Genomic DNA, 25,967 nt, shown 5'->3' with positions numbered 1-25,967 from the left:
CGATGCCCACCAACGGTGCTCCCATCGGCACTCCCACCAAGGTCACCCAGGGTTCCCAGACCAAGGGCGGCATCGGTGAGTCCACGCTCCGCCCGGACGGCACCCTCAAGGTCACCGGTGAGTTCGCGTACTCGTCCGACATGTGGCACGAGGACATGCTCTGGGGTCAGATCCTGCGCTCCACGGTCGCGCACGCCGAGATCGTCTCGATCGACACGAGCGAGGCGCTGAAGACCCCGGGCGTCTACGCCGTCCTGACGTACGACGACCTGCCGACCGAGGTGAAGAACTACGGCCTGGAGATCCAGGACACCCCGGTCCTCGCGCACGGCAAGGTCCGCCACCACGGCGAACCGGTCGCCATCGTCGCCGCCGACCACCCGGAGACCGCGCGCCGCGCGGCCGCCAAGATCAAGGTCGACTACCGCGAGCTGCCGGTCATCACGGACGAGGCCTCCGCGACCGCGCCGGACGCGATCCTCGTCCACGAGAACCGCGACGACCACCACATCGGGCACGTCCCGCACCCGAACATCGTCCACCGCCAGCCGATCGTGCGCGGCAACGCCGAAGAGGCCGCCAAGAAGGCCGACTTCATCGTCAAGGGCGAGTACACCTTCGGCATGCAGGACCAGGCCTTCCTCGGCCCCGAGTCCGGTCTCGCGGTCCCATCGGAGGACGGCGGCGTCGACCTGTACATCGCCACTCAGTGGCTGCACTCCGACCTGCGCCAGATCGCCCCGGTCCTGGGCCTGCCCGAGGACAAGGTCCGGATGACGCTCTCCGGCGTCGGCGGCGCCTTCGGCGGCCGCGAGGACCTGTCGATGCAGATCCACGCCTGCCTGCTGGCGCTGCGCACCGGCAAGCCCGTGAAGATCGTCTACAACCGCTTCGAGTCCTTCTTCGGGCACGTCCACCGCCACCCCGCGAAGCTCTACTACGAGCACGGGGCGACCAAGGACGGCAAGCTCACCCACATGAAGTGCCGGATCGTCCTGGACGGCGGCGCCTACGCCTCGGCCTCCCCGGCGGTCGTCGGCAACGCCTCCTCGCTGAGCGTCGGCCCGTACGTCGTCGACGACGTCGACATCGAGGCCATCGCCCTCTACACCAACAACCCGCCCTGCGGCGCGATGCGCGGCTTCGGTGCGGTCCAGGCGTGCTTCGCCTATGAGGCGCAGATGGACAGGCTCGCCGACAAGGTGGGCATGGACCGGGTCGAGTTCCGTCAGCTCAACGCGATGGAGCAGGGCACGATCATGCCGACCGGGCAGCCGGTCGACTCCCCGGCCCCGGTCGCCGAACTCCTGCGCCGCGTCAAGGCGATGCCCATGCCGCCGGAGCAGCAGTGGCTCTCGGCCGGCGAGGAGGCCGACGTACGTCAGCTGCCCGGCGGTCTGTCCAACACCACGCACGGCGAGGGTGTCGTACGCGGTGTCGGCTACGCGGTCGGCATCAAGAACGTCGGCTTCTCCGAGGGCTTCGACGACTACTCGACGGCCAAGGTCCGCATGGAGGTCGTGGGCGGCGAGCCGGTCGCCACGGTCCACACCGCGATGGCGGAGGTCGGCCAGGGCGGTGTCACCGTCCACGCGCAGATCGCCCGCACCGAGCTCGGCGTCGCGCAGGTGACCATCCATCCGGCCGACACGCAGGTGGGCAGCGCCGGTTCGACGTCCGCGTCGCGGCAGACGTACGTCACCGGTGGCGCCGTCAAGAACTCCTGCGAGTTGGTGCGCGAGAAGGTCCTGGAGATCGGGCGCCGCAAGTTCGGTACGTACCACCCGGCTTGGGCGACGGCGGAGTTGCTGCTCGAGGGCGGCAAGGTCGTCACCGACGGCGGCGAGGTCCTCGCCGACCTGGTCGACGTACTGGAAGGCGAGTCCGTCGAGGTCGAGGCCGAGTGGCGGCACCGCCCGACCGAGGCCTTCGACCTGCGCACCGGCCAGGGCAACGGCCATGTCCAGTACTCCTTCGCCGCGCACCGCGCCGTCGTCGAGGTCGACACCGAGCTCGGCCTGGTCAAGGTGATCGAGCTGGCCTGTGCCCAGGACGTCGGCAAGGCGCTCAACCCGCTGTCCGTCCTCGGCCAGATCCAGGGCGGCACGCTCCAGGGCATGGGCATCGCGGTGATGGAGGAGATCATCGTCGATCCCAAGACCGCGAAGGTCAGGAACCCGTCCTTCACGGACTACCTGCTCCCCACCATCCTCGACACGCCGATCATCCCTGTCGACGTGCTCGAACTCGCCGACGACCACGCCCCGTACGGGCTGCGGGGCGTCGGCGAGGCCCCCACCCTGTCGTCGACTCCGGCCGTCCTCGCGGCGATCCGGAACGCGACCGGGCTGGAGCTCAACCGCACGCCGGTGCGGCCCGAACACCTCACGGGCACGGCGTAGCAAGTCTCTCCGGGCGGCGCCGGGAACGTCACACTTCGCCGCGCCGCCCGGAGTACTCAAGCACCGCACCGCTCGCGGAACTTGAGAAAAACCCCGGCAGTACCAGCAAGTACCAGCAGTAGAAATCCTGTTCGTTCGTCTCGGGCCGTCCCCCGGGTCGTGCGGCCGAAGCACCTTCCCAAATCCCGTGGCCGCGAAGGCGGTTGATACGGGTGCCCCTGTGAACCTTGGGAGTAGGCCCACATGACCCAGCAGTCACTGGAGCCGACGACCGCCGCCGACGATGCGGGTGAAGGAACCCGTATCCCGGCCGGCAGGTCCTGGCTCGACCGGTACTTTCACATATCCCAGCGAGGATCCTCGGTCGCGCGCGAGGTGCGCGGCGGCGTCACCACCTTCATGGCGATGGCGTACATCCTCCTGCTCAACCCCCTGATCCTGTCCGGCAAGGACGCGGCGGGGGACACGCTCGGGCAGAAGGCCCTCATCACCGCGACCGCGTTCGCGGCGGCCTTCACCACGCTGCTGATGGGCTTCTTCGGCAAGGTGCCCCTCGCGCTCGCCGCCGGCCTCTCCGTGTCCGGCGTGCTCTCGTCGCAGGTCGCGCCCCAGATGACCTGGCCGCAGGCCATGGGCATGTGCGTGATGTACGGCGTGGTCATCATGCTGCTGGTCGTCACCGGCCTGCGCGAGATGATCATGAACGCGATCCCGCTCGCCCTCAAGCACGCGATCACCATGGGCATCGGCCTGTTCGTCGCCCTGATCGGCCTGGTGAAGGCCGGCTTCGTGCACCAGGGCAAGGCGACCCCGGTCACCCTCGGCCCGACCGGTGAACTCGCCGGCTGGCCCGTGCTGCTCTTCGCGGCCACCCTCCTCGCGATCTTCATGCTGCAGGCGCGCGGCATCCCCGGCGCGATCCTGATCGGCATCGTCGGCGGCACCGTACTCGCCGTGGTTCTCAACGGACTTGGCGTCATCGACCCCAAGCAGTGGGCGAGCGGCGCTCCCGAACTGCACGGCAGCGCGGTCTCCATGCCGGACTTCTCGATCTTCGGGCACGTCGAGTTCGGCGGCTGGGGCAGCGTCGGCGCGATGACGGTCGGCATGATCGTGTTCACGCTCGTGCTCGCCGGCTTCTTCGACGCCATGGCGACGATCATCGGCGTCGGTACCGAGGCCAAGCTGGCCGACGAGCAGGGCCGGATGCCGGGCCTGTCCAAGGCGCTGTTCATCGACGGCGCGGGCGGCGCGATCGGCGGCGTCGCGGGCGCCTCCGGCCAGACCGTGTTCGTCGAGTCCGCGACGGGCGTCGGCGAGGGGGCCCGTACCGGACTCTCCTCCGTGGTCACCGGCCTGTTCTTCGCGGCCTGTCTGTTCTTCACCCCGCTGACGGCGATCGTCCCCGGCGAGGTCGCGGCCGCGGCCCTGGTGGTCATCGGCGCCATGATGATGATGAACGCCCGCCATGTGGACTGGGCCGACCGCGCCACCGCGATCCCGGTCTTCCTGACCGTCGTGATCATGCCGTTCACGTACTCCATCACCGCGGGCGTCGCGGCCGGAGTCATCTCCTACGTCGCCATCAAGATCGCCCAGGGCAAGGTGCGGGAGATCGGGGCGTTCATGTGGGGTCTGACGGCCATTTTCCTGATCTACTTCGCCCTCAATCCGATCGAGAGCTGGATGGGCGTGCACTAGCCGCCTTCAACTGCCCTCCACACAAACCCCGTTAGGAGACCGACAGATGCTGGACATCGCCGAGGAGCTGAACCGGTGGGTCGAGCAGGGACGCGACTTCGCCGTGGCCACCGTGGTGGCCGTCGGCGGCAGCGCCCCGCGCCAGCCGGGCGCCGCCCTCGCGGTGGACGCCGACGGCACGGCGATCGGCTCGGTCTCCGGCGGCTGTGTGGAGGGCGCCGTGTACGACCTGTGCCAACAAGCCCTCGAGGACGGCGAAACCGTCCTGGAGAGGTTCGGGTACAGCGACGTGGACGCCTTCGCCGTCGGCCTGACCTGCGGCGGCATCATCGACATCCTCGTCACTCCGCTACGGGCCGGTGACCCCGCCCGCCCGGTGGTCGCGTCCGCGCTGGCCGCCGCCGCTCGCGGGGAGGCGGCGGCGGTGGCGCGGATCGTGTCGGGCCCGGCGGAGCTGCTGGGCCGCGCGCTGCTGGTGAGCCCCGAGGGCTCCTACGAGGGCGGCTTCGGCGCCCACCCCGAACTCGACCGCACGGTCGCCGCGGAGTCGTCCGCCTTCCTGGACGCCGGCCGCACCGGCACCCTGGAGATCGGCGAACAGGGCTCGCGCTGCGGAACCCCGCTCACGGTCCTGGTGGAGTCCTCGGTGCCGCCGCCCCGGATGATCGTGTTCGGGGCGATCGACTTCGCGTCGGCGCTGGTGCGGATCGGCAAGTTCCTGAACTACCACGTGACGGTGTGCGACGCGCGCCCCGTCTTCGCGACGAGGACCCGATTCCCGGACGCGGACGAGATCGTCGTCGAGTGGCCGCACAAGTACCTGGAGCGGACGCCGGTGGACGGCCGCACGGTCCTGTGCGTCCTGACCCACGACGCCAAGTTCGACGTGCCCCTGCTGCAGCTGGCGTTGCGCCTCCCGGTCGCGTACGTCGGCGCCATGGGCTCCCGCCGCACCCACCTGGACCGCAACGAACGCCTCCGCGAAATCGGTGTCACCGAGCTGGAGTTGGCTCGACTGCGCTCCCCGATCGGCCTCGACCTCGGTGCTCGTACGCCCGAGGAGACGGCCCTGTCGATCGCGTCGGAGATCGTCGCCAACCGGCGCGGTGGCAGCGGGGTTTCGCTGACCGGCGCGCACACGCCGATCCACCACGACGCCACGTCGGCGCCGGCGGGGCGGATCGGGTCGGTGGCCTGAGCCGTCCGGGAGCGCTCAGGCCGCAGGGCGCACCGTCGGCTGGTCCGGCCAGGTGAACGCGTACGCCGGGTCGCCCCCGCGGCTCAGCCGTACGAAGCGCAGCAGTTCCCGCACGATGCCCGCGTTCCCCTGCCCCCACCCGGTGTGGGGTTCGAGGTCGCCCGGGGTGGCCCGGTACTCGAAGTTCGACCAGCGGGTGCCGTCGCCGTCCCGGGTCGCGCGGGCGACGATGTCGGCGACGAGGACGTGGGCGAAGTCGGCGCCGTCGCCCTGCTCGGCCATCCGGTCGCAGGCCAGGGCGAGGACACCGGCCGTACCGCAGCAGCGGCCGTTGTTGTCCCAGAAACCGGGGCGCAGCCGCTCGGGGATCCCGGAGCGGACCACGGTGTGCCAGCAGCGGTCGGCGAGGGACGGCCATGCGGGATCGCCGGTGACGTCCCTGAGGAGCCGGAAGACCTGGGCGTCGCCCGCCGGGCCGTGGCACCACCCGTAACTGATGCGCTCCACCAGCTCGGGGCGGTACTGCGGGTCGGAGTGCGGGACCAGGAAGCCGTCCGGGCCGGCCTCGTCCCGGGACACGACGTCCGCGGCACCGGCCAGCGCCAACTCGACGAGGTCCGCGCGGCCGGTCGCCCGGCCCACCTCGGCAAGCCCGGCGACCATGCCGAGGGCGCCGTGCGAGAGGTGGTGCAGGCGCGACTCCGCACCCGGGCGGTGCGGCCAGTGCACGCCCACCGGGGTCTTCTCGGCGGTCCGCAGATACGGCTCCATGGCGAGTACGGCCAACTCGGCGTCGCCCAGTGCCGATGCGCCGAGCCCGATGCCCGCGTTGCCACCCATCAGCTCGAACAGCTCGCCCCAGCGCGTCCCGTCGAAGCGCGATCGCAGGATCTCGAGGGCCCGGTCCGCGGCGGCACCGGCATCTTTGTCGCCGAGCTCGTCGTGAACGGCCCGCAGGGCGACGGCGATTCCGGCGCGGCCGAAGTACAGGCCGTCCTGGTCGGCGTCGTCGACGGCCGCGGCCAGGCTGCGGGCCGCGCGCAGGGCCGTGTCGCCGTATGAGTCGTCGCCGAAGTGGCGTCGCGCCTCCAGGAGCACGGGCACCACTCCGGCCGTACCGCTGTAGAACGTCGGGTCGAGCTCGTCGTCGGAGGGCTTCTCCGCCCAGCCGAGCCCGCCGCCGTCCGTCTCCCGCGCCGTCGCGAGCAGCCATCGCAGCCCGTCCACCGCCAGCGCCTCGACCTCGTCCACCACCACGGTCGTACCGTCGACTGCCGTCATGACGCCCACTGTTGCATGCCCGGCACCACCCGCCCAGACGCCACCCGGTCACTCGGCCGGTGCGCGCAGCACGAAGACGCGCAGTCCGCCCGGCTCCAGGTCGTACCAGTGGCCCCGGCTCCAGTCGTCCAGGAGCGCGCCGACCTCGGCCGCCGTCAGCCCGATGTGGCGGCGCTCCTCGGGCAGCCGCTCCGCCAGCGGTGTCGTCACCACCCATGCCCCGCCGGGTGCCAGCAGTCCTCGTACACGCTCCGAGGCCGTCTCCTTGTCCGCCATGAACGCGAAGACGAGCCGCATGGTCACGAGGTGGAAGGCCGCCTGCGGCAGGCGCGCCGTCGCGTCCTCGAAGTCGAGCCCGGCCACCTCCAGCCGGGGCTCCAGGTCCGCGTACCGGTCCCGTGTCGCGGCCACCGCCGAGTCGGCCCAGTCGACCGCGAGCGTGCGGTGGCCGAGACCGGCCAGGGCCGCCGCGTACGTGCCGAGGCCGCAGCCGACGTCGAGGGCCCGGGTCCCGGTGCGTGGGCGTACGGCCTCGGCGAGCAGTCGTATCTCGCGGTCGTCCGCACGGTGGAAGCCGTTGCCCGCGGCGAAGATGTCCTCCCAGTGGGCCCGTGGGGCGGGCATCACGGCATCCTGAGGAGGCGGTTGGCCGCTCGGCCGAACACATAGCGGGCCGCCTGCCGGAGAACCGGATCGAAGAGGCCCGGCAGCCACCGGACCGCCAGCTCCTCGCGCCAGACCACGCGGCTGCGCCCGCCCGGCCCCGGCCGCACCTCCAGTTCGGCCCACCCCGTCACGACCCGCCCCCGCTTCTCCAGCCGGCACACACCGTGCGTGTCGTCCGTCGGCGGGCGCCACACCGTGACCTCCATCGGGTCGTCGAAGGCCAGCGGGCCGAGCCCCGAACGGGCCACGAAGACCGTGCCCTCGCGGGTCGGCGGGGGAGTGGTGACCGTGACGCGGGTCAGAGGGACCACCTCGCCATGACGGGTCCACTCGGTCAGGCGACGCCATGCCTCGTCGAGGGGGAGCGGTGCCGTGCGTTCGAGGAGGAAGTTGACCACGTAACGAATCGTAGGGAATCCGGGCTGCTCAGAGGGGTGTTCATCCACGCGTCACGCACTTGGCCCAGCGATGAAATAGCTGCGAACTCGGGGTCGCATAAGGGTCCATCCCTCTACCATTCCTCCCATGGGCGGGCAATCCGCCTGCCCCCGGGGGAAGTTGGTCGCCATGCCACTCAAGGCCTACGGCGTACTCATCGCGCAGGCGGTCGGCACCAGGCGCGAGGGCGCCGCCGACACACCGCACTACCAGATCCACCTCAAGGATGACGGCGGTACGCACTACCGTGCCGCCGTCAACGTGCTCTCCCAGGAGCGGCCCTCCGAACTGCTCTACCTCGTCGACGAGGACTTCCGGCACCCCGTCACCGCCCGCCTGAACGGCCTGCCGAGCGGCTGGAACACCCTGCCGCCCGGGCCCGGCGGCCCGAACCTCGACTTCGTGCGCGGCAACCTCTTCGACCCCGCGAAGATGCGGACCCTGCCCCCGGACGTCTCCGGCCCCGACAACGACCTGGCCGACGTCCTCGACCACTACGTACAGCGCGCGGTCGAGGACACCGAGGCCCGGCTGTACGTCTTCGGCGAGCGCTTCGGCCCCGAACCGGCCGTCAAGGACAAGGTGTTCGGCTTCCTGCCCGGCAACGGCGTCCACGACATCCACATGAACCAGGGCAACAGCCGGAAGTTCCAGCGCGACGACGGCGTCTGGCAGGACGGCGGGATGCTCATCCACTTCCCGGCGCAGGACCGCTGGGTCGGCATCTTCCTCGCCTTCCAGGGCCAGTCCTGGCACACGGACGACGTCACCGGCCATGCTCTCGACGACGTCGACGGCGACCGTCCCGAGCCGGGCACCCGGCCGGTTCGCATCGTCGCGGCGCTCGTCAACCCGCCCGGCCCGGCGCCCGAGGCGGAGACGGTGACCCTGATCAACGCCTCGCCCGCGCCCGTCGACCTGACCGGCTGGCACCTCGTCGACCGCATCGGCCAGAGTTCCGCCGTGCCGCCGGGCCCGCTCGCCGCCGGCGCCTGTCTGCTCGTCCGTCTCACCGGTGGCGCCCAACTCGGCAACCACGGCGGGGAGATCACCCTCCTGGACGCCGGCGGCCTCAAGGTGCACGGCGTCTCGTACACCGCCGAGCAGGCCGCCCGTGAGGGCTGGTCCGTCGTCTTCTGAACCGCGCCCCGACTCCCGTATACGGAGCCCGCAAGACACCTACCGCATCCGCACACCCGTACGGCACCATGAGCCCGACCCCGTACCACCGCCGGCCGGGAGGGCGTCTCGTGGATCGTGAACTGCACGGCAGACTGGACGAGTTGCAGCGCGACCCCTACCCGCACTACGAACAGGCGCGACGCGCGGACGGGCTGACCCACGTCGCCGAGCTCGACGCCTGGCTGGTCGCCCGCGACGCCGACGTACGCGAAGTCCTGCGCCGGCCGGAGGAGTTCTCGTCGGCGAACGCCCTCGTCCCCGACGTGCTGCCCGCTCCCGCCGCGCTCGCCGTCCTCGGCGGCGGGTTCGGCGGGCGGCCCGTCGTCGTCACCGCCGACGGCGCACTCCACCAGCAGTTACGCGCGCCGATCGTGCGCGGGCTGTCTCCGGCCCGGGTCGCGGCCGTACTGCCGTATGCCGCCGAGCGGGCGGCCGCCCTGGTCGACGGCTTCGTGAAGGACGGGCACGTCGAGCTGATGTCGGCGTACGCCGGGAAGCTCCCCGGCGACGTCATCGGCCGTGTCGTCGGCCTCGACCCCGCCGACGTGCCGGCCGTCGTGCACGGCGGGCACCGCGCCGAGGAACTGCTGTTCCGCCCGCTGGAGGAGGACGAGCAGGTCGCCGCGGCCGAGGACGTGGTCGCCATGCAGCACATCCTCGACCGGTACGCACGCGAGCGGCACGCAGAGCCGCGCGAGGACCTCTGCACGGAGCTCGTCGCGTCGGTCGTCGGCGAGGGTGAACTCACCCTGGAGCACCGGCACGAACTCGTCGCCCATCTCCAGAACCTGCTGATCGCCGGGCACCTGACCACGACCGCGCTCATCGGAACGACCGTCCTGCACCTGCTGCGGCACCCCCGCCAGTGGGAGCTGCTGTGCGCCGAACCCGAGCGGATCCCGGCCGCCGTCGAGGAGGCCGCCCGCTACGACGGCGCCCTGCAGGGCTTCCGCCGCGTGACCACCGGCCCGGTCATCCTCTCCGGCACCGAACTGCCCGCCGGGGCAACGCTGTTCGTCGCCTTCGGCGGCGCCAACCGGGACGCCGCCCGCCATCCGCGCCCCGACGAGTTCGACATCACCCGCACCGCCACACGCCACCTCGCCTTCGGCTTCGGCGTGCACGGCTGCCCCGGCTCCCAGCTGGCCCGCGAGCAACTCCGCCTCACACTCGAGGAGCTGACCCGCAGGCTGCCGGGACTGCGACTGGCGGACGACGGACCGGTCACCATGCGGCCGACGATGATCCACCGTTCACCGGAGGCCCTGCGCCTGACCTGGTGAGTCAGCGCTGTTCGCGGTCCGCAGGGTCACTGCCCGTAGAACGTGGCGTCCCCCTTGTCCGTCGCCGTGCTCGGAGTCTGCACGTACAGCAGGTAGTTGTAGTGCCGGACGTAGCGCCCGGCGTAGTTGTACGACTCGTAGGAGACGCCCGCGGAGTCGGACAGGCCTGCCCGCTTGTAGAACGTGGCGTCGGAGGCGAAGGCCGCCGTCCCGTCGTTCTTCTCCAGCCACACCTCGAAGTTCTTGTGACGGAGGTAGTAGCCGGGGTAGTTGGCCGACTCCAGCGAGACCGTGCCGCTGCCGGCCAGCCCGGTCACGACGCGGAACTGCGAGTCCGCGAGCGGGCTGACGCTCGCCTCGATCTTCGCGCGGTAGTCGTAGTGCCGGATGAAGCGGTCCGGGTAGTTGTACGACGAGAAGCGCTGCGGGGTGACGCCGTCGGCGACCGGGATGCCGAAGTCGGGGGTGCCGTCCGCCTTCCAGTAGATCTTCTGGACGCGGGTGCGGCGGTTGGGGTCGTTCAGTGGGTCGCCGGTGATGTCCTTGTAGCTGCGGTCGTGGTAGACGAGGATGTCCGACTTGCCGTCCTCGGAGACGGTGAAGGAGTTGTGGCCCGGGCCGTACTGCGAGGTCGAGTCGTTCGACTTGAAGACCGGCTGCGAACCCTTCGACCAGGACGCCGGGTCGGTGAGGTCCGCGGTCGCGGACGCGGTGAGCATCCCCAGGCAGTAGTTGGCGTCCGTGGCGCTCGCCGAGTAGGTCATGAAGACCTTGCCGCCGTGCTGGATCACCGCCGGGCCTTCGTTGACCTTGTAGCCGACGGTCTCCCAGGACAGCGTGGGCTGCGAGATCTCGGCCGGAGTCCCTTGAATCGTCCAGGGGTTGGCCAACTTGGCAATGAACAGGCTGGTGTTGTTGTCCTCGGACGGGTTGCGCTGGGCCCAGGCGAGATAGCGGACGCCGCTCACGACGAAGGTGGTGGAGTCGAGCGAGAAGCTCTCCCACGTCGTCTTGATCTGTCCCTTCTCGGTCCAAGTGGCGGTGAGCGGGTTGGCACCGGTGCCTTCGAGGACGTACATCCGGATCGCCCACTGGTCACTGGTCGACCCGGCGGCGAAGTACACGTACCACTTGCCGTCGATGTAGTGGATCTCCGGCGCCCAGATGTGCGCGCCCATGACCCCGCTGCTGTGCTTGGTCCAGATCGTGGTCTCGGCGGCGGTCGACAGGCCCTGGATGGTGGTGGCCCTGCGCAGCACGATGCGGTCGTACTCGGGGACGGTCGCGGTGAAGTAGTAGTAGCCGTCGGTGTGTTTGTAGATCTGCGGGTCGGCGCGCTTCTCCGCGATCGGGTTGGTGTATGTCACCGCAGGGGAGTCGGGTACGGCGGCGCGGGCGGCGGTGACCGGGCCGGTGATGCAGGCCGCCATGGCGACGAGCGCGGCCATGAGCAGCCGAACGACGTTGCGTCTCAAGGGAGTTCTCCGGGTTTCCGAGGCTGTGGTCAGGTGGTCGGAACGAGTCGCCACTGCTGGCAGTTGTTGTTCAGCCAGGTCCACTGCCGTACGTCCGTGCCGTTCGCGGTGCCGCAGTCGGCCACGTCGGCGACCTTGCCGCTGTTCTCGTTGACGATCCGCACGTAGTCGCCGGTGGCCGTGAACACGAGCCGGGAGCGCTGGCACTTGTTGTTCAGCCAGGACCACTGCCGGATGTCCGCCCCGTCGGCCGTGGAGCAGTCGGCGGTGTCCAGCACCTTGCCGGTGGCCACGTTCACCAGCCGGCTGGTGTCGTCGCCGAGGTCCTCGACCTTCCACTTCTGGTTGGTGCCGCCGTTGCAGGTCCACTGCTGGACGTTGGTGCCGTCGGCCGTGTTGCCGCCCGAGACGTCCAGGCACTTGCCGCTGTTGCGGTTCACGAGGGTGTACGACGTCGGGGTCGCCGCCGTCTCGCCGGACGGGCCGGGCAGCGTGGTGCCGAGCGCGACCGGGGTGCCGAAGTTCGGGGTGCCGTCGGAGTTCCAGGTGAACTTCTGCGCGCGGGTGGTGCGTCCGTTGCCGCAGCCGCCGGAGGACGAGGAGTTGGCGTGGTAGACGATCCAGTTCTCGGTGCCGTCGGGCGAGGTGAAGAAGCCGTTGTGCCCGGGCCCGTACACGCCGTTCGCGTCACTGCGCTGGAGAACCGGCGTCGACTTCTTCGTCCACGAGGAAGCGCTGAGCGGGTCCGAACCCGTCAACTCCAGCTGGCCCAACTTGTAGTCGGCGGTCTGGCAGTAGCTCGCCGAGTAGGTCAGGAAGGTGCGGCCGTTGTGATACAGCGGCTCCGGGCCCTCGTTGACCGCCGCGCCCGACTTCTCCCAGTCCAGCGTCGGACTGGAGATGACCGTGAAGGTGCTGCTGGAGAGCGTGTACGGGTTGCTCATCGGCGCGATGACCAGGCTCTGCGCACTGCCGTTCACGAAGCCGCTGCCCACCAGGTACAGCTTGTTGTTCGCCTGCAGCACGCTCGCGTCGATCAGCCAGCCGTTCGGCGAGAGGTTGGATCCGGTCAGCGTGTTCTTGTACGTGTACGGGCCCAGCGGGTCCGTGCCGGCGCTCTCCAGGACGTGCGTGCGCTGCGAGTCGCAGCACGCCACACCGCTCTGCCCGGCCGAGTAGTACAGGTACCAGTGCCCGTCGATGAAGTGGATCTCCGGCGCCCAGATGTTGGTGTTGCGCGTCGACGTGGTGTCCGACCACACCTGGATGTTGGGCGCGGTGGCGAGTCCCGCCAGGGTCGGCGACTTGCGCATGCCGAGGATGCCCGTGAACGTCGTGGTGATCAGGTAGTAGTTGCCGTCGTAGTACTCCAGCCAGGGGTCGGCGCCCTTCGCGGACTTGAGCGGGTTGGTGTACGGGCGGCCGTCCGCCGCGGACGCGGGCTGCGTCGCCGCCACCAGCGCGAGGAGTACGGCGAGCACGCAGAGGAGGAGCGGTCTGCGGCGCGTCCTGAAATCTGTCCGAGGCATACGAGACCGTCCCTTGTCCGTATCGCTCCACTAGTCATGTTCGTAATCTCGAACGGAGTTCGTGATTCCGGCCAGAACATAGAAGTGGGGGCATGCTCCCGTCAACGGTTTGGTCATCTGCGCTTTGCATGCGCTTGGTTGTCGCTCCTGCGGGCCGCCCGCCAAGGCTCCTGCGCCATCATGTGCGCATGCGCCGCCCGCCGCCCCGCCTCCACGTGCCCGACTGGTACACGGCCGACGACTCGGCCCTGAACGTCGCGCTCGTGTACCCGATGCAGGGACCCGCCGGCATCTTCGGCCCCACCTGCGAGGCGTGCGCGCGGCTCGCCGCCGAGGAGATCAACAAGGCGGGCGGGGTGCTGGGCCGGGAGTTGAGACTGCTCGAGGTGGACGGCGGAGCCGAGCCCGGGCAGGTGGCCGAGGAGGTCGAGGCCCTGGTGTCGACGGGGGCGGTGCAGGGCGTCACCGGCTGGCACATCTCATCCGTACGGCAGGCCGTCGCACCGCGGATCGCGCACCGGGTGCCGTACGTCTACACGGCCCTGTACGAGGGCGGCGAGCGCACCGAGGGCGTCTACATGACGAGCGAGACGCCCGCCTGGCAACTGCTGCCCGCCATGCGGATGCTGGCCGAGGCCCGGCAGGTGCGCCGCTGGTTCGTCGTCGGCAACAACTACGTCTGGCCGCGGCGCACCGCCCGCGCCGCCCGCCGCTATGCGCGCGAGGTCCGGGGCCGGGTCTGCGGCGAGGCCTATCTGCCCCTGGGCGCCGAGGAGTTCGGCGAGGTGCTGCGGCGGATCGAGCACTCGGACGCCGACGCCGTACTGATGCTGCTGGTGGGCAGCGACGCCGTGCGCTTCAACCGGGCCTTCGCCGCCGCCGGACTCGACCAGCGATGCCTCAGGCTGAGCACGCTGATGGACGAGAACATGCTGCTGGGCAGCGGGCCCGAGGCCACCGCCGACCTGTTCAGCACGGCCGGCTTCTTCGCTTCACTCGCGGACCGCAACAGCATGGATTTCCACGGCAGTTACGCCGAGCGCTTCGGCGCCGACGCGCCCGTCCCGGGCAGCCTCGGCGAGTCCTGCTACGAGGGCGTCCTGCTGCTCGCCGCGCTCGTCGAACGGGCCCGCACCCTCGACGTGTCCGCGATCGGAGCCACCGCCGAGGACGTCTCCTACGAGGGTCCGCGCGGACTCGTCGGCCTCGACGGGCGGCACGTCCGTCAGCGCATCTACCTCGCGCAGGCCGACGGACTCGACTTCAACGTGCTCGCCCAACTCCGGTCCCCGCACGACCTGTTGTGACCTCGCTGTCGCCGTCCAGTGTGTCGGCCAGCCGGGACAACAGCGTCCGCAGCCGTTCGTCGTCCTCCGGCCCGAGCAGCGGCGCCAGCTCCGCGCGGACATCGCGATCGACCCGCCGCCAGAACTCCGCTCCACGCGGGGTGAGCTGGGCGAGGATGCGGCGGCGGTCGGCCGGATCGGTGCGCCGGTACACCCAGTTCTGATCGACCAGGTGGTCCATCAGTTTGGTCAGGCTCGGCGGCGGCAGAAAGGCGCAGTCGGCTATGGCCGTCATGTTGTGCCCCTGGCCGTCGGCAAGCAGTGCGAGCACCCGCCACGCCTCCACCGAGCACCCCGACTCGTCCAGTACCTGCTGCAACCGGCGGGTGGAGAGACGCTCGGCCCGGGTCAGCAACTGGATCAGGTCCTGGGGCCGGGTCGCCATCGCACTCCTCGAAGTAACGGTTCCAAGGCGGGTGTTGAACAGCGTACCCGCGATCACCCCGACCCGTAATTAATGCTTCCTACGGGAAGTATTAGCAACTGTTCATCAATCGCCGTGAAACGCGACGGAAACAGCACCGGCGCAGTCTGTGGACCGCGCTTCCGCAGCTCAACCCCCAAGTGCGCTGCCGCATTTCCCTCCCGAATTTCACGATCTCTTTTCATTGCCTTCGGGCAAGGAGGTATTGCATGTCCGGGCTCAGCCTCAGCAGGCGCAATCTTCTGGCCGGCGCCTCCGCCCTAGGCGCGTCCGCGGCGCTCACCGCGTGCGGCGCCAAGACCGGCACCGACACCTCGTCCGACGCCGGTGCCAAGGCGGACACCTCCGGCAGCACCGTGAAGGTGGGTCTGCTGAACTCGCTCTCGGGCACCATGGCGATCAGCGAAGTCACCGTCCACAACTCCCTGTTGCTCGCCGTCAAGGAGATCAACGCGGCGGGCGGTGTGCTGGGCAAGAAGCTCAAGCCGATCAGCCAGGACGGCGCCTCCGACTGGCCGACCTTCGCCGAGAAGGCCGAGACCCTCATCAAGGACGACAAGGTCGTCGCCACCTTCGGCTGCTGGACCTCCGCCAGCCGCAAGGCCGTCAAGCCGGTCTTCGAGCGGTACAAGTCGCTGCTCTACTACCCCGTGCAGTACGAGGGCCTGGAGGAGTCGCCGTACATCTTCTACATCGGCGCCACCACCAACCAGCAGATCGTGCCCGCCCTCGACTACCTCAAGAAGCAGGGCCTGACCCGCCTTTACCTCGTCGGCAGCGACTACGTCTTCCCGCGCACCGCCAACAAGATCATCAAGGCGTACGCGAAGGCCAAGGGCATGAAGGTGGTCGGCGAGGACTACGCGCCGCTCGGCTCCACGGAGTTCAGCACCATCGTCAACAAGGTCAAGGGCGCCGGCGCGGACGCCGTGTTCAACACCCTCAACGGCGACAGCAACGTGGCCTTCTTCAAGGAGTACAAGTCCGCGGGCCTCACGGCCAAGAGCCTGCCGGTGCTCTCCGTCTCCATCGCCGAGGAGGAGGTCAAGAGCATCGGAACGCAGTACCTGGAAGGCCAGTTGACCGCCTGGAACTACTACGAGACCACCCCGGGCGCGGCGAACAAGAAGTTCGTGGCCGCCTACCAGGCCGCCTACGGCAAGGGGAAGCCGACGTCCGACCCGATGGAGGCCGCGTACATCTCGGTCTACCTCTGGAAGGAGATGGTCGAGAAGGCGGGCTCGTTCGACGTCGCCAAGGTCAAGGCGGCCAGCGACGGCATCATCTTCGATGCCCCCGAGGGCAAGGTCACCGTCGACGGCGCCACCCAGCACGTCTACAAGACGGCCCGCATCGGCAAGGTCGGTTCCGACGGCCTCATCGAGGAGGTCTGGAACTCCGGCAAGCCGATCAAGCCGGACCCGTACCTGAAGGGCTACGACTGGGCCTCCGGCCTGTCCTGAGCCCCCCGCACCAGTGCTGAACCCGGCGCCGCCCGCGCCGGGTTCAGCCCCGCGCCCGCACCCCGTCCCCGCCACACGGAGTCCTCCGGAGCCGCTTCATGACGGTCGTCCTCAACCAGTCCTTCACCGGCATCAGCATCGGTGCCGTCCTGCTCCTCATCGCGCTCGGCCTGACCCTGACGTTCGGTCAGATGGGCGTGATCAACATGGCGCACGGCGAGTTCATCATGGCCGGCGCCTACACGACGTACGTCCTGCAGAAGTCCATCAGCAGCGCCGGAGTCTCGCTCCTGGTCGCCCTGCCGCTCGCGTTCCTGGTCGCGGGAGCCATGGGCGCGCTGCTCGAATGGCTGCTGATCCGGCGCCTGTACACCCGCCCGCTCGACACCCTGCTGGTCACCTGGGGCGTCTCGCTGATGCTCCAGCAGCTGGCCCGTGACATCTTCGGCGCCCCCAACGTGCAGACGGCCGCGCCCGACATCCTGACCGGCAACATCTCGGCCGGCGGCGTCACCTTCGCCAACAACCGCCTGTTCATACTGGGGTTGGCACTCCTCTGCGTCCTCGGCCTCACGCTGGTCCTGCGCTTCACCCCGCTCGGCCGCCGCATCCGGGCCGTCGTGCAGAACCGTGACCTCGCGGAGGTCTCCGGCATCGCGACCGGCCAGGTCGACCGGATCACCTTCTTCATCGGCTCGGGCCTCGCGGGCGTGGCGGGCGTCGCGCTCACGCTCGTGGGCCCGATCGGCCCGACGATGGGCACCAACTACATCGTCGACGCCTTCCTGGTCGTGGTCGTCGGCGGCATCGGACAGCTCAGGGGCGCCGTCATCACGGCGTTCGCGCTGGGCGTGCTGCAGTCGGTCCTCGAGTACTCGACGACGGTCAGCGTCGCGAAGGTCGTCGTGCTGGTGGCGATCGTCGCCTTCCTCCAGTGGCGACCCCAGGGCCTGTACACACTGCGCACCCGGAGCCTGGCATGACGACGATCACCGAACGCCTCCGCGTCCCCGGAGCCTTCCTGCTGGGCGCCGTGCTCCTGCTGGGCATCGCCCCGCTCGCCCTCTCCGACTTCCGCCTCTCCCTGCTCGCCAAGTACCTCTGCTACGCGATCGTCGCCGTCGGCGTCAGCCTCGCCTGGGGCCGCGGCGGGCTCATGGTCCTCGGCCAGGGCGTCTTCTTCGGCCTCGGCGGCTACGCCATGGCCATGCACCTCAAGCTCGCGGACGCCGCCGACACCGGCGAGAAGCTCCCCGACTTCATGCAGCTGTACGGCACTTCGGACGCGCTGCCCTGGTGGTGGAAGCCGTTCGCCAACCCGGCGTTCGCGCTCGCCATGACCGTGCTGCTGCCGATGGCGGTCGCCGCGGTGCTCGGCTTCTTCGTGTTCCGGCGCCGGGTGAAGGGCGCGTACTTCGCGATCCTCAGCCAGGCGCTCGCGGCCGCCCTGTCCATCTGGCTGATCGGCCAGCAGGCCACCACCGGCGGCACCAACGGACTCACCGACATCCAGGGCTTCTTCGGCTACTCGCTGGACGACCCGGTCAACCAGCGGATGGTGTACTTCATCGTCGCCGCCGTCCTGCTCCTGCTGATGGCCCTGGCCCGCCAGCTGTTCGTCAGCCGCTACGGCGAACTCCTGGTCGCCGTACGGGACTCCGAGGAGCGGGTTCGCTTCCTCGGGTACGACCCGGCCAACGTCAAGCTCGTCGCGTACGTCGTCGCGGCCGGCATGGCGGGCCTGGCCGGCGCACTGTTCGTACCGGTCGTCGGGATCATCTCCCCGGCGCTGATCGGGATCGTGCCGTCCATCGGCTTCGTCATCGGCGCGGCCGTCGGCGGACGGGCCTCGCTGGTGGGCGCGGTGGTCGGTGCGATCGCCGTGGCCTGGGCGCAGAGCACGCTGTCCGACGAGTTCCCGGCCGCGTGGACGTACCTCCAGGGTCTGCTGTTCGTCCTGGCGGTCGGCTTCCTGCCGGGCGGTCTGGCCTCGCTGGGCGCGGTCCTGCGCAGGCGTCGTACGGCCGAGGCCCCTGTGCAAGAACCGGTTCCCGTGACGGTGGGAGAGACGGCATGAGCGGCGAGGGACTGACCATCCGCGACCTGAGGGTCACCTTCGACGGCTTCACCGCGGTCGACGGTGTGGACCTGGACATCAGCCCCGGCGACCTGCGGTTCCTCATCGGACCGAACGGCGCCGGAAAGACGACGCTCGTCGACGCGGTCACCGGCCTGGTGAAGGCCACCGGGTCGGTGCGCTTCGGCGGCGAGGAGCTCCTCGGCAAGGCGGTGCACCGGATCGCCCGGCTCGGGATCGGCCGTACGTTCCAGACAGCCACGGTCTTCGAGGAGTTGACGGTCCTTCAGAACCTGGACATCGCGGCCGGTGCCGGACGCGGACCGCTGACCATGCTCCGGCGCCGCAAGTCCGTACCGGAGCCGGTGACCAGGGCGCTGGAGACGACCGGCCTGACCGACCTGCGCGACCGTCCGGCCGGCGTCCTTGCGCACGGGCAGAAGCAGTGGCTGGAGATCGGCATGCTGCTCGTCCAGGACGTGCAACTCCTGCTGCTCGACGAGCCGGTGGCCGGTATGAGCCACGAGGAGCGCGAGGCCACCGGCGAGCTGCTGCAGCGCGTCAGCGCGGACCACACGGTCGTGGTCATCGAGCACGACATGGACTTCATGCGTTCCTTCGCCCGCAGCGTCAGCGTCCTGCACGCCGGAAAGGTCCTCAGCGAGGGCACGGTCGCCGAGGTCCAGGCCGACGCCAAGGTGCAGGAGGTCTACCTCGGGCGGGCCGCCGAAGTCGCTTCTGTTCCCGTCGCCGAGGAGGCGTGACGCCATGCTGGAGCTGAGCAACATCCGGGCGGGCTACGACCGTTCGCCCGTCCTGCACGGCGTGACCGTCTCGGTCCCGAAGGACGGCGTCGCGACCGTCCTCGGCCACAACGGCGCCGGCAAGTCCACCCTGCTGCGCACCGCGATGGGCCTCCTCAAACCGAAGGGCGGGACCATCCTGCTCGACGGCGAGGACATCACCCGCCTCTCCCCGCACCAGCGGGTGGCCCGCGGGATGGCGTACGTCCCGCAGGGCCAGCAGTCCTTCCCGCACCTGACCACGGCGGAGAACCTCCAACTCGTCGCCGACGGACGCCCGGACGGGAAGGAGGCGATCGCGGAGGCGCTGGACCTCTTCCCCGTGCTGCGCGAACTCTCCGGCCGCCGGGCCGGGTTGCTGTCCGGCGGCCAGCGTCAGCAACTCGCCATCGCCCGCGCCCTGGTGACCCGCCCGAGGCTGCTGCTGCTCGACGAACCGACCGAGGGCATCCAGCCCTCCGTCGTCGCCGAGATCGAGGAGACGATCCTCGCCCTGGCCCGGCGCGGCGGCCTGTCCGTCCTCCTCGTCGAGCAGCACGTCGGCTTCGCCATGCGCGCGGCCCAGCGGTACTACGTTCTGGAAGCGGGCCGGGTCACCTCCGACGGCGAAGGGGGCGCGGACTCGGAGCAGGCGGTTCGGGCGGCGCTCAGCGTGTGACAGGGCCCCCGGGAGGCGGCAGCGGCTCCAGCACGGAGTTCGTCAGATGCTGATAGATGATCATGGTGCGGAAGCTGAGGATCTCGCGACGGTTGGTGAACCGGTCCAGCAGGAACGCGTGCAGATGCTCGATGTCCTGGGCTGTGACGTGGACGAGGAAGTCGTCGCTGCCGGCCATGGTGTAGACGGAAAGGACTTCGGGCAGCCGGGACACCGACCGCTCGAAGTCCGCCACCACCTCCCGGCTGAGCGGTCGCACCTGCGCCGCCACCATCGCCTGCACACCGCGGTTCAGCGCGGGCAGCGACACCTGCGCGTGATAGCCCCGGATCACCCCGCGCTGCCGTAGCAGCCGGATGCGCTCCAGGCAGGTGGACGGCGCGATGCCGACCTTCTCCGCGACGGCTCGGTTGGACTGCCGCGCATCCTCCTGCAGATGCCGCAGGATCGCCGTATCAAGTTCGTCCACGATCGCTTCCTTCTGCCCGCTCCCGAATTTCCTTCGGGAGTTCGACCACGGCCCGGTACATCTCTCTAACCTCCCGGCCATGACGCAAACACTCGAGCACGAAGAGGTGACGGTCCACCGCGGCCCCCGCTCGGGGCTGCCCCTGATCATCGCGGTCCACTCCCGCGCCCTGGGCCCGGCGGTCGGCGGCTGCCGCCTGCACCGGTACGGGAGTTGGCGCGAGGGTCTCGCGGACGCGCTGCGCCTGTCCGAGGCCATGACCTACAAGTGCGCCGCGTCCGGCCTGGACTTCGGCGGCGGCAAGAGCGTGATCGCCCTCGACGAGCACACCGATCCCACCCCGGAGTTGCGCGCGGCGGCGCTGGCCGACATGGGCGAGTTCATCGCCTCCTTCGAGGGCTCCTATCTCGCGGGCCCGGACATCGGCACCGCCCCCGACGACATGGTGGTGCTGCGCCGCTTCTCCCCGTACGTGTTCTGCCTGCCCGAGGAGCACGGCGGCACGGGCACGTCCAGCACGCCGACGGCCACCGGCACCCTCGCCGCCCTGCGTGCCGGTGCGGACCATGTCTTCGGCACCGCCTCGCTCACCTGCCGCACCGTACTTGTCAGCGGCTTCGGCTCCGTCGGCAGCCGCATCGCGGCCGGCCTCTCGGCGGACGGCGCCCGGGTCCTGGTCTCCGACGTGGACCCGACGAAGCGGGTGGCCGCCGTGCGAGCCGGATTCGGCTGGGTCGAGCCCGACGAGGTGCCCGGCACACGGGCGGACGTCCTGGTGCCGGCCGCGGTCGGGGGAGTACTGAGCCCGCAGACGGTTCCGCGACTCGACGTACGGCTGGTGGTGGGCCCGGCGAACAACCAGCTCACCACCGACTCGGTGGCCGACCTGCTGATGAAACGGGACATCGTATGGGTCCCCGACTTCGTCGCGGGTGCGGGCGGTGTCGTCCACACCCTCGCCCGCGAGGTCGAACACCTCACCCGAGAGGCCGCCGCACGACGGGTGTCGGGCATCGGGGACACCGTACGGCTGCTGCTCGACAGGTCGCGCACGAACGGCACGACTCCGCTGCGGGAGGCGAAAGCCCTCGCGGCCGACAGGCTCGTGCCGCTGGCCGCCGGCTGAGCGCGGCGACGGGCAGGCCCGGGCCCGCCTCGCCGGAACGCAGGTCTGGGGCCTGTTCGGTGGATCAGGCCCTAGGCTGAGCCCGGAGGTGGTCAAGTGACCGTCGAAGCAGGGGAGTTGGGCGAGCCGTCGGAATCGACGACGGTCGTGGTGATCGGCGCGGGCCCGGCCGGGCTGACCGTCGCCAACCTGCTGCGGCGCAGCGGTGTCGACTGCGTGGTCCTGGAGCGCCGCAGCCGCGAGTACGTGGCGCAGCGCCAGCGGGCCGGCATCGTCGAGACCCGCGCCGTGCGGATGTTCGACTCCTGGGGGCTGGCCGACCGCGTCCTCGGCGGCATCCCGTACGACGGCATCCTGGAGATCCGGGTCGACGGCGAGACCCACCTGGTGACCGACAGCGACGGCTCCGAGGGACCGCAGGCCCGCCTCTGCCCCCAGCAGGTCCTGGTCCAGAAGCTCACCGCCGCGTACCTCGACGACGGCGGCGACGTGCGCTTCGAGGCCGCCGACGTCTCCCTGCACGACCTGACCGACGACCGCCCCACCGTCCGCTACCGCGCGGCCGACGGCACGCTCCGTACGATCGCCTGCACCTTCGTCGCCGGGTGCGACGGCGACCACGGCGTCAGCCGCACCGCCGTCCCCGACGACGTCCTCACCGCCCACGCCTTCGACCACGGCATCGGCTGGCTGACCGTCCTCGCCGACGCCCCGCCCCCGGCCCATCCCCTCCTCGCGGTCAGCCCGCAGGGCTTCGCCGCCCACTTCCCCCGCGGCCCGCACAGCAGCCGCTACTACCTCCAGTGCCCGCCCGACGACGACCCCGGCGCCTGGCCCGACCTTCGCGTCTGGGACGCACTGCGCACCCGGCTCGGCGACCCCGACCTCGCCTCCGGCCCGATCACCGACAGCGAGACCTTCCGACTCCGCAGCCTCGTCCACGACCCCATGCAGTACGGCCGCCTCTTCCTGGTCGGCGACGCGGCGCACATCGTCTCGCCCATGGGCGGCAAGGGCATGAACCTCGCCCTCTACGACGCCGACGTCTTCGCCCGCGCCGTCCGCGGCTTCGTCCACGACAACGACGACACCGGTCTGCGCACGTATTCACAGCGCTGCCTGCGCCGCGTCTGGAACGACCAGGAGTTCTCCCACTGGCTGACCCGGACTCTCCATGACGCCGGTGATGCCACCGATGCCGGTCCTTTCCACCGCAGCCTGGCGCGGGCCCGCCTGGACCGCCTTTTCACCTCTCCCGCTGCGGGCGGTGCTTTCGCGGAACTCATGACGGGACTGGATCCGGCCTGACGAGCCGACGGCGCGCAGTGCGGCCCGCTACAGCCAGTCCTTCCGTTTGAAGATCACGTACAGGCTCACACAGACGACACCCATCAGGCCGATGGCGAAGGGGTAGCCGAAGGTCCAGCCCAGCTCGGGCATGTGCTGGAAGTTCATGCCGTAGATGGTGCCCACGAGCGTGGGGGCGAAGAGGATCGCCGCCCAGCTGGAGATCTTCTTGACCTCCTCGTTCTGCTCGAACCCCGCCTCCGCCAGCGCCCGCATCTCCGCGTTCTGCTGCTGGGTGACCAGGGTCGCGTTCACCGTGAGGATGTCGGTGAGGGCCTGGCGGAAGCCGTCGACGCGCTCGCTGGTGTGGGTGACGTGGTCGGCGACGTCCCGCAGATAGCGCTGGAGTTCCTCGTCCGTGCCGTACTTGGAGAACCCGGCGATCAGGCCGTGCAGCATGCCGACCAGGGGGCGGGTAGCGCGCTGGAACTCGACCATTTCGCGGGAGAGTTCGTAGATACGGCGGGAGACCTCGGGGTCGCCGCGGAAGACCTCGGTCTCGATCTCGTCGATGTCGTTCTGGACGCCGGCGACCACCGGCGCGTAGCCGTCGACCACCGCGTCGAGGATGGCGTACAGGACCGCCTCCGGGCCCAGCTTCAGCAGGTCCGGCGTCTCCTCCATACGGCGGCGCACTGCGGAGAGGTCGGGGGCCGCGCCGTGGCGGACCGTGATGACGAAGTCGGGCCCGACGAACACGTGCAGCTCGCCGAAGTCGACCTCCTCGGGTGCGTCCAGGTAGCGGGCCGCGCTCAGGACGACGAACAGGGTGTCGCCGTAGCGCTCCAGTTTCGGGCGCTGGTGGGCCTCCATCGCGTCCTCGACGGCGAGCGGATGGAGATCGAACTCGCTGGCCAGGGAGAGGAGTTCGGCCTCCGTCGGACGGGCGAGCCCGATCCACGCCATGCCGGACGGCTGCTCGCGCAGCTCGCGGAACGTTTCGGCGAGAGTGGCGGGGGCGGAGACGCGGACCCCGTCCCGGTACAGGGCCGCCTGGACGACGCTCGCCACCTCCGACGGCTCCGGGGGCGCCGGGTCGGCGGGCGGTGGGTTCTTCGGCTCCGGCGGCTGCGGCGGGGTGAGCGCGCGGCGCCAGACGGACTTCCTCGCGTTCTTGGAGGCGGGACGGACGCGTCGCTCGGACATGCGGCTGCCTCCCGGGTCGAACCTGCGGCTGCGTGATCCCGGGCAGGATATACGGGGCAAACGACGCCGGGGTGGCGGGCGGTTCCGGGATTCGGTGAGAGTTGCGGACAGAAGGTGTCCGCAAGCGCCGTTAGCGTGCAGGCATGACGAAGCGGAGCAGTACGCAGCGCAGCACGACGAAGACCACCGCCACGGCTCCCGTGCTCGGCTCCCGTGCCCTCAACCGCGCCACCCTCGCCCGGCAGCTGCTCCTGCGCCGGTCGCCGCTCTCCGTCGAGGCCGCCGTCGAGCATCTCCTCGGGCTCCAGGCGCAGAACGTCAAGCCGCCGTACTACGCGCTCGCCGCCCGCCTCGACGGCTTCTCCCCGGAGCAGCTGTCGTCGCTGATGGCCGACCGCGAGGTCGTCCGCATCGTCACCATGCGCTCGACCATCCACACCCACACCGCCGACGACTGCCTCACCCTGCGCCCGCTGGTCCAGCCCGCCCGCGACCGCGAACTCACCAACTTCCGCAAGGGACTTGCCGGCGTCGACCTCGACCGGCTCGCCGCGCTCGCCCGCGAGCTCGTCGAGTCCGAGCCGCGCACCATGAAGCAGCTGCGCGAGGCCCTGCTCGCCGAGTGGCCCGACGCCGACCCGCAGGCCCTCGGCATCGCCGCCCGCTGCCGGCTCCCACTCGTCCAGGTCACCCCGCGCGGACTGTGGGGCAGGAGCGGCCAGGTCGCCCTGACCACCGCCGAGCACTGGCTCGGCCGTCCGGCGGGGGAAGCACCGGCCCCGGACGCCGTCGTCCTGCGCTACCTCGCCGCCTTCGGTCCCGCCTCCGTCAAGGACATGCAGACCTGGGCCGGCCTGACCCGCCTGCGCGAGGCCTTCGAACGCCTCCGCCCCCGACTCCTGACCTTCCGCGACGAGAACGGCGTCGAACTCTTCGACCTCCCCGACGCGCCCCGTCCCGACGCGGACCTCCCCGCCCCGCCCCGTTTCCTCCCCGAGTTCGACAACCTGCTCCTCTCCCACGCCGACCGCACCCGCGTCGTACCGCCCGAGTACTGGGGCCGCAGCTGGGTGGGGAACATGGTCTACTGCACGTTCCTCGTGGACGGCTTCCTGGCGGGGGTGTGGAAGCTGGCCGAGGACGCGCTCGTGGTCGAGCCCTTCGGGAAGCTCACCAAGGCCCAGCGGGAGGACGTGGTCCAGGAAGGCGAGCGGATGCTCGAGACCATGCATCCGGGAGCCTCGTACGACATCCGCTTCGGCACCGTGCTGCCGTAGGACCGCTGCCTGGACCCCTCAGTCCGCCCGTCCCGTCACCGCAACCGTCAGCCCCAGCCCGATCATCGTGAAGCCGCCCGCGCCGCCGATCAGCGACAAGCGTCGGTCCGAGCGGGCGAACCAGGCGCGGGCCGCGGACGCGGTCAGGCCCCACAGGGTGTCGGTGACCAGGCCGATCGAGATCGGGATCAGGCCCAACAGGAGCATCTGGGCGGTGACCTGGCCCGCCGAGTGGTCCACGAACTGGGGGAGTACGGCGGCGAAGAACACGATGCCCTTGGGGTTGGTCAGGCCGACGAGTGCGCCGTCCAGGACCGTACGGAGATCGCCGCGCGCCGGGGCCGCGGGTGTCGCCCTGATCGCGGAGGCCTTGAGCTCCTTGCGGTGCCGGAAGGCGTGCACGCCCAGGTAGACGAGGTAGGCGGCGCCCGCCAGCTTCACCGCCAGGTAGATCGCGACCGAGCGCTCCACCAGCGAGCCGATGCCTACGGCGACCGCAACCACCAGCAGATACGAGCCGAAGACATTGCCGAGCGCGGTCGCCACCGCGGTGCGGCGGCCGTGGGCGAGGGCCCGGCCGATGACGAACAGGACGCTGGGTCCCGGAATCACGATCACCAGCAGGGACATCGCGGCGAAGGCGAGGAAACGGTCCGTGGACACCATGCGTATCACT

At 70.3% G+C, this 25,967-nt stretch carries 23 protein-coding genes; 14 read left to right on the top strand and 9 right to left on the bottom strand.

Features of this window, described 5'->3' with window-relative positions; genetic code table 11:
• Positions 1 to 2 precede the first annotated feature (2 nt).
• The 3 genes from ACFY1L_RS14165 (at position 3) to ACFY1L_RS14155 (ending at position 5,301) form a co-directional block, all read left to right on the top strand.
• The gene (locus ACFY1L_RS14165) at positions 3 to 2,402 is read left to right on the top strand and encodes a xanthine dehydrogenase family protein molybdopterin-binding subunit (RefSeq protein ID WP_388822996.1); all 2,400 of its coding nucleotides are present in this window, start codon (positions 3 to 5) and stop codon (positions 2,400 to 2,402) included.
• Positions 2,403 to 2,645: 243 nt separating this feature from the next.
• Positions 2,646 to 4,103, top strand: a complete 1,458-nt coding sequence (locus ACFY1L_RS14160) for an NCS2 family permease (RefSeq protein WP_388822994.1) — start codon at positions 2,646 to 2,648, stop codon at positions 4,101 to 4,103.
• A 46-nt stretch (positions 4,104 to 4,149) separates the two neighbouring features.
• The gene (locus ACFY1L_RS14155; protein ID WP_388822992.1) at positions 4,150 to 5,301 is read left to right on the top strand and encodes an XdhC family protein; all 1,152 of its coding nucleotides are present in this window, start codon (positions 4,150 to 4,152) and stop codon (positions 5,299 to 5,301) included.
• A 15-nt stretch (positions 5,302 to 5,316) separates the two neighbouring features.
• Here ACFY1L_RS14155 and ACFY1L_RS14150 read toward each other — a convergent pair whose 3' ends face one another.
• The 3 genes from ACFY1L_RS14150 to ACFY1L_RS14140 are packed head-to-tail and all read right to left on the bottom strand — an operon-like array spanning position 5,317 to position 7,646.
• Positions 5,317 to 6,582 carry a lanthionine synthetase LanC family protein gene (locus ACFY1L_RS14150; protein WP_388822991.1) on the bottom strand — a complete coding sequence of 422 codons (1,266 nt, stop codon included), beginning with the start codon at positions 6,580 to 6,582 and terminating at the stop codon, positions 5,317 to 5,319.
• Between the two features lie 48 nt (positions 6,583 to 6,630).
• Positions 6,631 to 7,206, bottom strand: coding sequence for a class I SAM-dependent methyltransferase (locus tag ACFY1L_RS14145; RefSeq protein ID WP_388822989.1), 576 nt, complete (start codon positions 7,204 to 7,206; stop codon positions 6,631 to 6,633).
• Complete coding sequence (locus ACFY1L_RS14140; protein WP_388822987.1) at positions 7,206 to 7,646, bottom strand: SRPBCC family protein; 441 nt, start codon at positions 7,644 to 7,646, stop codon at positions 7,206 to 7,208. Before ACFY1L_RS14140 ends, ACFY1L_RS14145 begins: the two co-directional genes overlap by 1 nt.
• A gap of 169 nt (positions 7,647 to 7,815) precedes the next feature.
• Between ACFY1L_RS14140 and ACFY1L_RS14135 the strand changes: the two genes are divergently transcribed.
• Entirely contained in the window at positions 7,816 to 8,826 is a 1,011-nt protein-coding gene (locus tag ACFY1L_RS14135) for a DUF2278 family protein (protein ID WP_388822985.1), read from the top strand.
• Between the two features lie 110 nt (positions 8,827 to 8,936).
• Positions 8,937 to 10,151 carry a cytochrome P450 gene (locus ACFY1L_RS14130; RefSeq protein WP_388822983.1) on the top strand — a complete coding sequence of 405 codons (1,215 nt, stop codon included), beginning with the start codon at positions 8,937 to 8,939 and terminating at the stop codon, positions 10,149 to 10,151.
• A gap of 26 nt (positions 10,152 to 10,177) precedes the next feature.
• Here ACFY1L_RS14130 and ACFY1L_RS14125 read toward each other — a convergent pair whose 3' ends face one another.
• The gene (locus ACFY1L_RS14125; RefSeq protein WP_388822981.1) at positions 10,178 to 11,626 is read right to left on the bottom strand and encodes a family 43 glycosylhydrolase; all 1,449 of its coding nucleotides are present in this window, start codon (positions 11,624 to 11,626) and stop codon (positions 10,178 to 10,180) included.
• Between the two features lie 29 nt (positions 11,627 to 11,655).
• Positions 11,656 to 13,155, bottom strand: a complete 1,500-nt coding sequence (locus tag ACFY1L_RS14120) for a family 43 glycosylhydrolase (protein WP_388822979.1) — start codon at positions 13,153 to 13,155, stop codon at positions 11,656 to 11,658.
• Between the two features lie 188 nt (positions 13,156 to 13,343).
• Between ACFY1L_RS14120 and ACFY1L_RS14115 the strand changes: the two genes are divergently transcribed.
• The gene (locus ACFY1L_RS14115) at positions 13,344 to 14,462 is read left to right on the top strand and encodes a substrate-binding domain-containing protein (RefSeq protein WP_388822977.1); all 1,119 of its coding nucleotides are present in this window, start codon (positions 13,344 to 13,346) and stop codon (positions 14,460 to 14,462) included.
• Here the strand turns inward: ACFY1L_RS14115 and ACFY1L_RS14110 are convergent.
• Complete coding sequence (locus ACFY1L_RS14110; RefSeq protein ID WP_388822975.1) at positions 14,419 to 14,886, bottom strand: MarR family winged helix-turn-helix transcriptional regulator; 468 nt, start codon at positions 14,884 to 14,886, stop codon at positions 14,419 to 14,421. The two genes, ACFY1L_RS14115 and ACFY1L_RS14110, sit on opposite strands and share 44 nt — an antisense overlap.
• 248 nt (positions 14,887 to 15,134) lie before the next feature.
• Between ACFY1L_RS14110 and urtA the strand changes: the two genes are divergently transcribed.
• The 5 genes from urtA to urtE all read left to right on the top strand — a co-directional run bounded on the left by urtA (position 15,135) and on the right by urtE (position 19,926).
• The gene (urtA, locus tag ACFY1L_RS14105) at positions 15,135 to 16,388 is read left to right on the top strand and encodes an urea ABC transporter substrate-binding protein (RefSeq protein WP_388822973.1); all 1,254 of its coding nucleotides are present in this window, start codon (positions 15,135 to 15,137) and stop codon (positions 16,386 to 16,388) included.
• A 98-nt stretch (positions 16,389 to 16,486) separates the two neighbouring features.
• Complete coding sequence (urtB, locus tag ACFY1L_RS14100) at positions 16,487 to 17,371, top strand: urea ABC transporter permease subunit UrtB (RefSeq protein WP_361264147.1); 885 nt, start codon at positions 16,487 to 16,489, stop codon at positions 17,369 to 17,371.
• Complete coding sequence (gene urtC, locus ACFY1L_RS14095) at positions 17,368 to 18,465, top strand: urea ABC transporter permease subunit UrtC (RefSeq protein ID WP_388822970.1); 1,098 nt, start codon at positions 17,368 to 17,370, stop codon at positions 18,463 to 18,465. The genes urtB and urtC overlap by 4 nt, the downstream gene beginning before the upstream one ends.
• Positions 18,462 to 19,229 (top strand): urea ABC transporter ATP-binding protein UrtD, encoded by a 768-nt coding sequence (gene urtD, locus ACFY1L_RS14090; RefSeq protein WP_388822968.1) that lies wholly within the window; start codon positions 18,462 to 18,464, stop codon positions 19,227 to 19,229. The genes urtC and urtD overlap by 4 nt, the downstream gene beginning before the upstream one ends.
• Positions 19,230 to 19,233: 4 nt before the next feature.
• On the top strand, positions 19,234 to 19,926 hold the full coding sequence (urtE, locus tag ACFY1L_RS14085) for an urea ABC transporter ATP-binding subunit UrtE (RefSeq protein ID WP_361264137.1): 693 nt from the start codon (positions 19,234 to 19,236) through the stop codon (positions 19,924 to 19,926).
• Here the strand turns inward: urtE and ACFY1L_RS14080 are convergent.
• Positions 19,916 to 20,395 carry an Lrp/AsnC family transcriptional regulator gene (locus tag ACFY1L_RS14080; RefSeq protein WP_388822966.1) on the bottom strand — a complete coding sequence of 160 codons (480 nt, stop codon included), beginning with the start codon at positions 20,393 to 20,395 and terminating at the stop codon, positions 19,916 to 19,918. The two genes, urtE and ACFY1L_RS14080, sit on opposite strands and share 11 nt — an antisense overlap.
• 79 nt (positions 20,396 to 20,474) lie before the next feature.
• Here ACFY1L_RS14080 and ACFY1L_RS14075 point away from each other — a divergent pair, with 79 nt between their 5' ends.
• Both ACFY1L_RS14075 and ACFY1L_RS14070 read left to right on the top strand, forming a co-directional pair.
• Complete coding sequence (locus tag ACFY1L_RS14075) at positions 20,475 to 21,521, top strand: Glu/Leu/Phe/Val dehydrogenase dimerization domain-containing protein (RefSeq protein ID WP_388822964.1); 1,047 nt, start codon at positions 20,475 to 20,477, stop codon at positions 21,519 to 21,521.
• A 96-nt stretch (positions 21,522 to 21,617) separates the two neighbouring features.
• On the top strand, positions 21,618 to 22,829 hold the full coding sequence (locus ACFY1L_RS14070; RefSeq protein ID WP_388822962.1) for a 4-hydroxybenzoate 3-monooxygenase: 1,212 nt from the start codon (positions 21,618 to 21,620) through the stop codon (positions 22,827 to 22,829).
• Between the two features lie 27 nt (positions 22,830 to 22,856).
• Here the strand turns inward: ACFY1L_RS14070 and ACFY1L_RS14065 are convergent, their stop codons facing one another.
• The gene (locus ACFY1L_RS14065; protein ID WP_388822961.1) at positions 22,857 to 24,014 is read right to left on the bottom strand and encodes a magnesium and cobalt transport protein CorA; all 1,158 of its coding nucleotides are present in this window, start codon (positions 24,012 to 24,014) and stop codon (positions 22,857 to 22,859) included.
• 143 nt (positions 24,015 to 24,157) lie between these two features.
• Here ACFY1L_RS14065 and ACFY1L_RS14060 point away from each other — a divergent pair, with 143 nt between their 5' ends.
• Positions 24,158 to 25,291, top strand: coding sequence for a winged helix DNA-binding domain-containing protein (locus tag ACFY1L_RS14060; RefSeq protein WP_388822959.1), 1,134 nt, complete (start codon positions 24,158 to 24,160; stop codon positions 25,289 to 25,291).
• A gap of 18 nt (positions 25,292 to 25,309) precedes the next feature.
• Here the strand turns inward: ACFY1L_RS14060 and ACFY1L_RS14055 are convergent, their stop codons facing one another.
• Positions 25,310 to 25,957, bottom strand: a complete 648-nt coding sequence (locus tag ACFY1L_RS14055; protein WP_388822957.1) for a LysE family translocator — start codon at positions 25,955 to 25,957, stop codon at positions 25,310 to 25,312.
• Positions 25,958 to 25,967 lie beyond the last annotated feature (10 nt).

The organism is Streptomyces sp. NPDC001663, assembly GCF_042893105.1.
Taxonomy (GTDB): domain Bacteria; phylum Actinomycetota; class Actinomycetes; order Streptomycetales; family Streptomycetaceae; genus Streptomyces.
The sequence above is the reverse complement of the archived record's forward strand: the minus strand, read 5'-3'. Positions and strand labels throughout refer to the sequence as shown.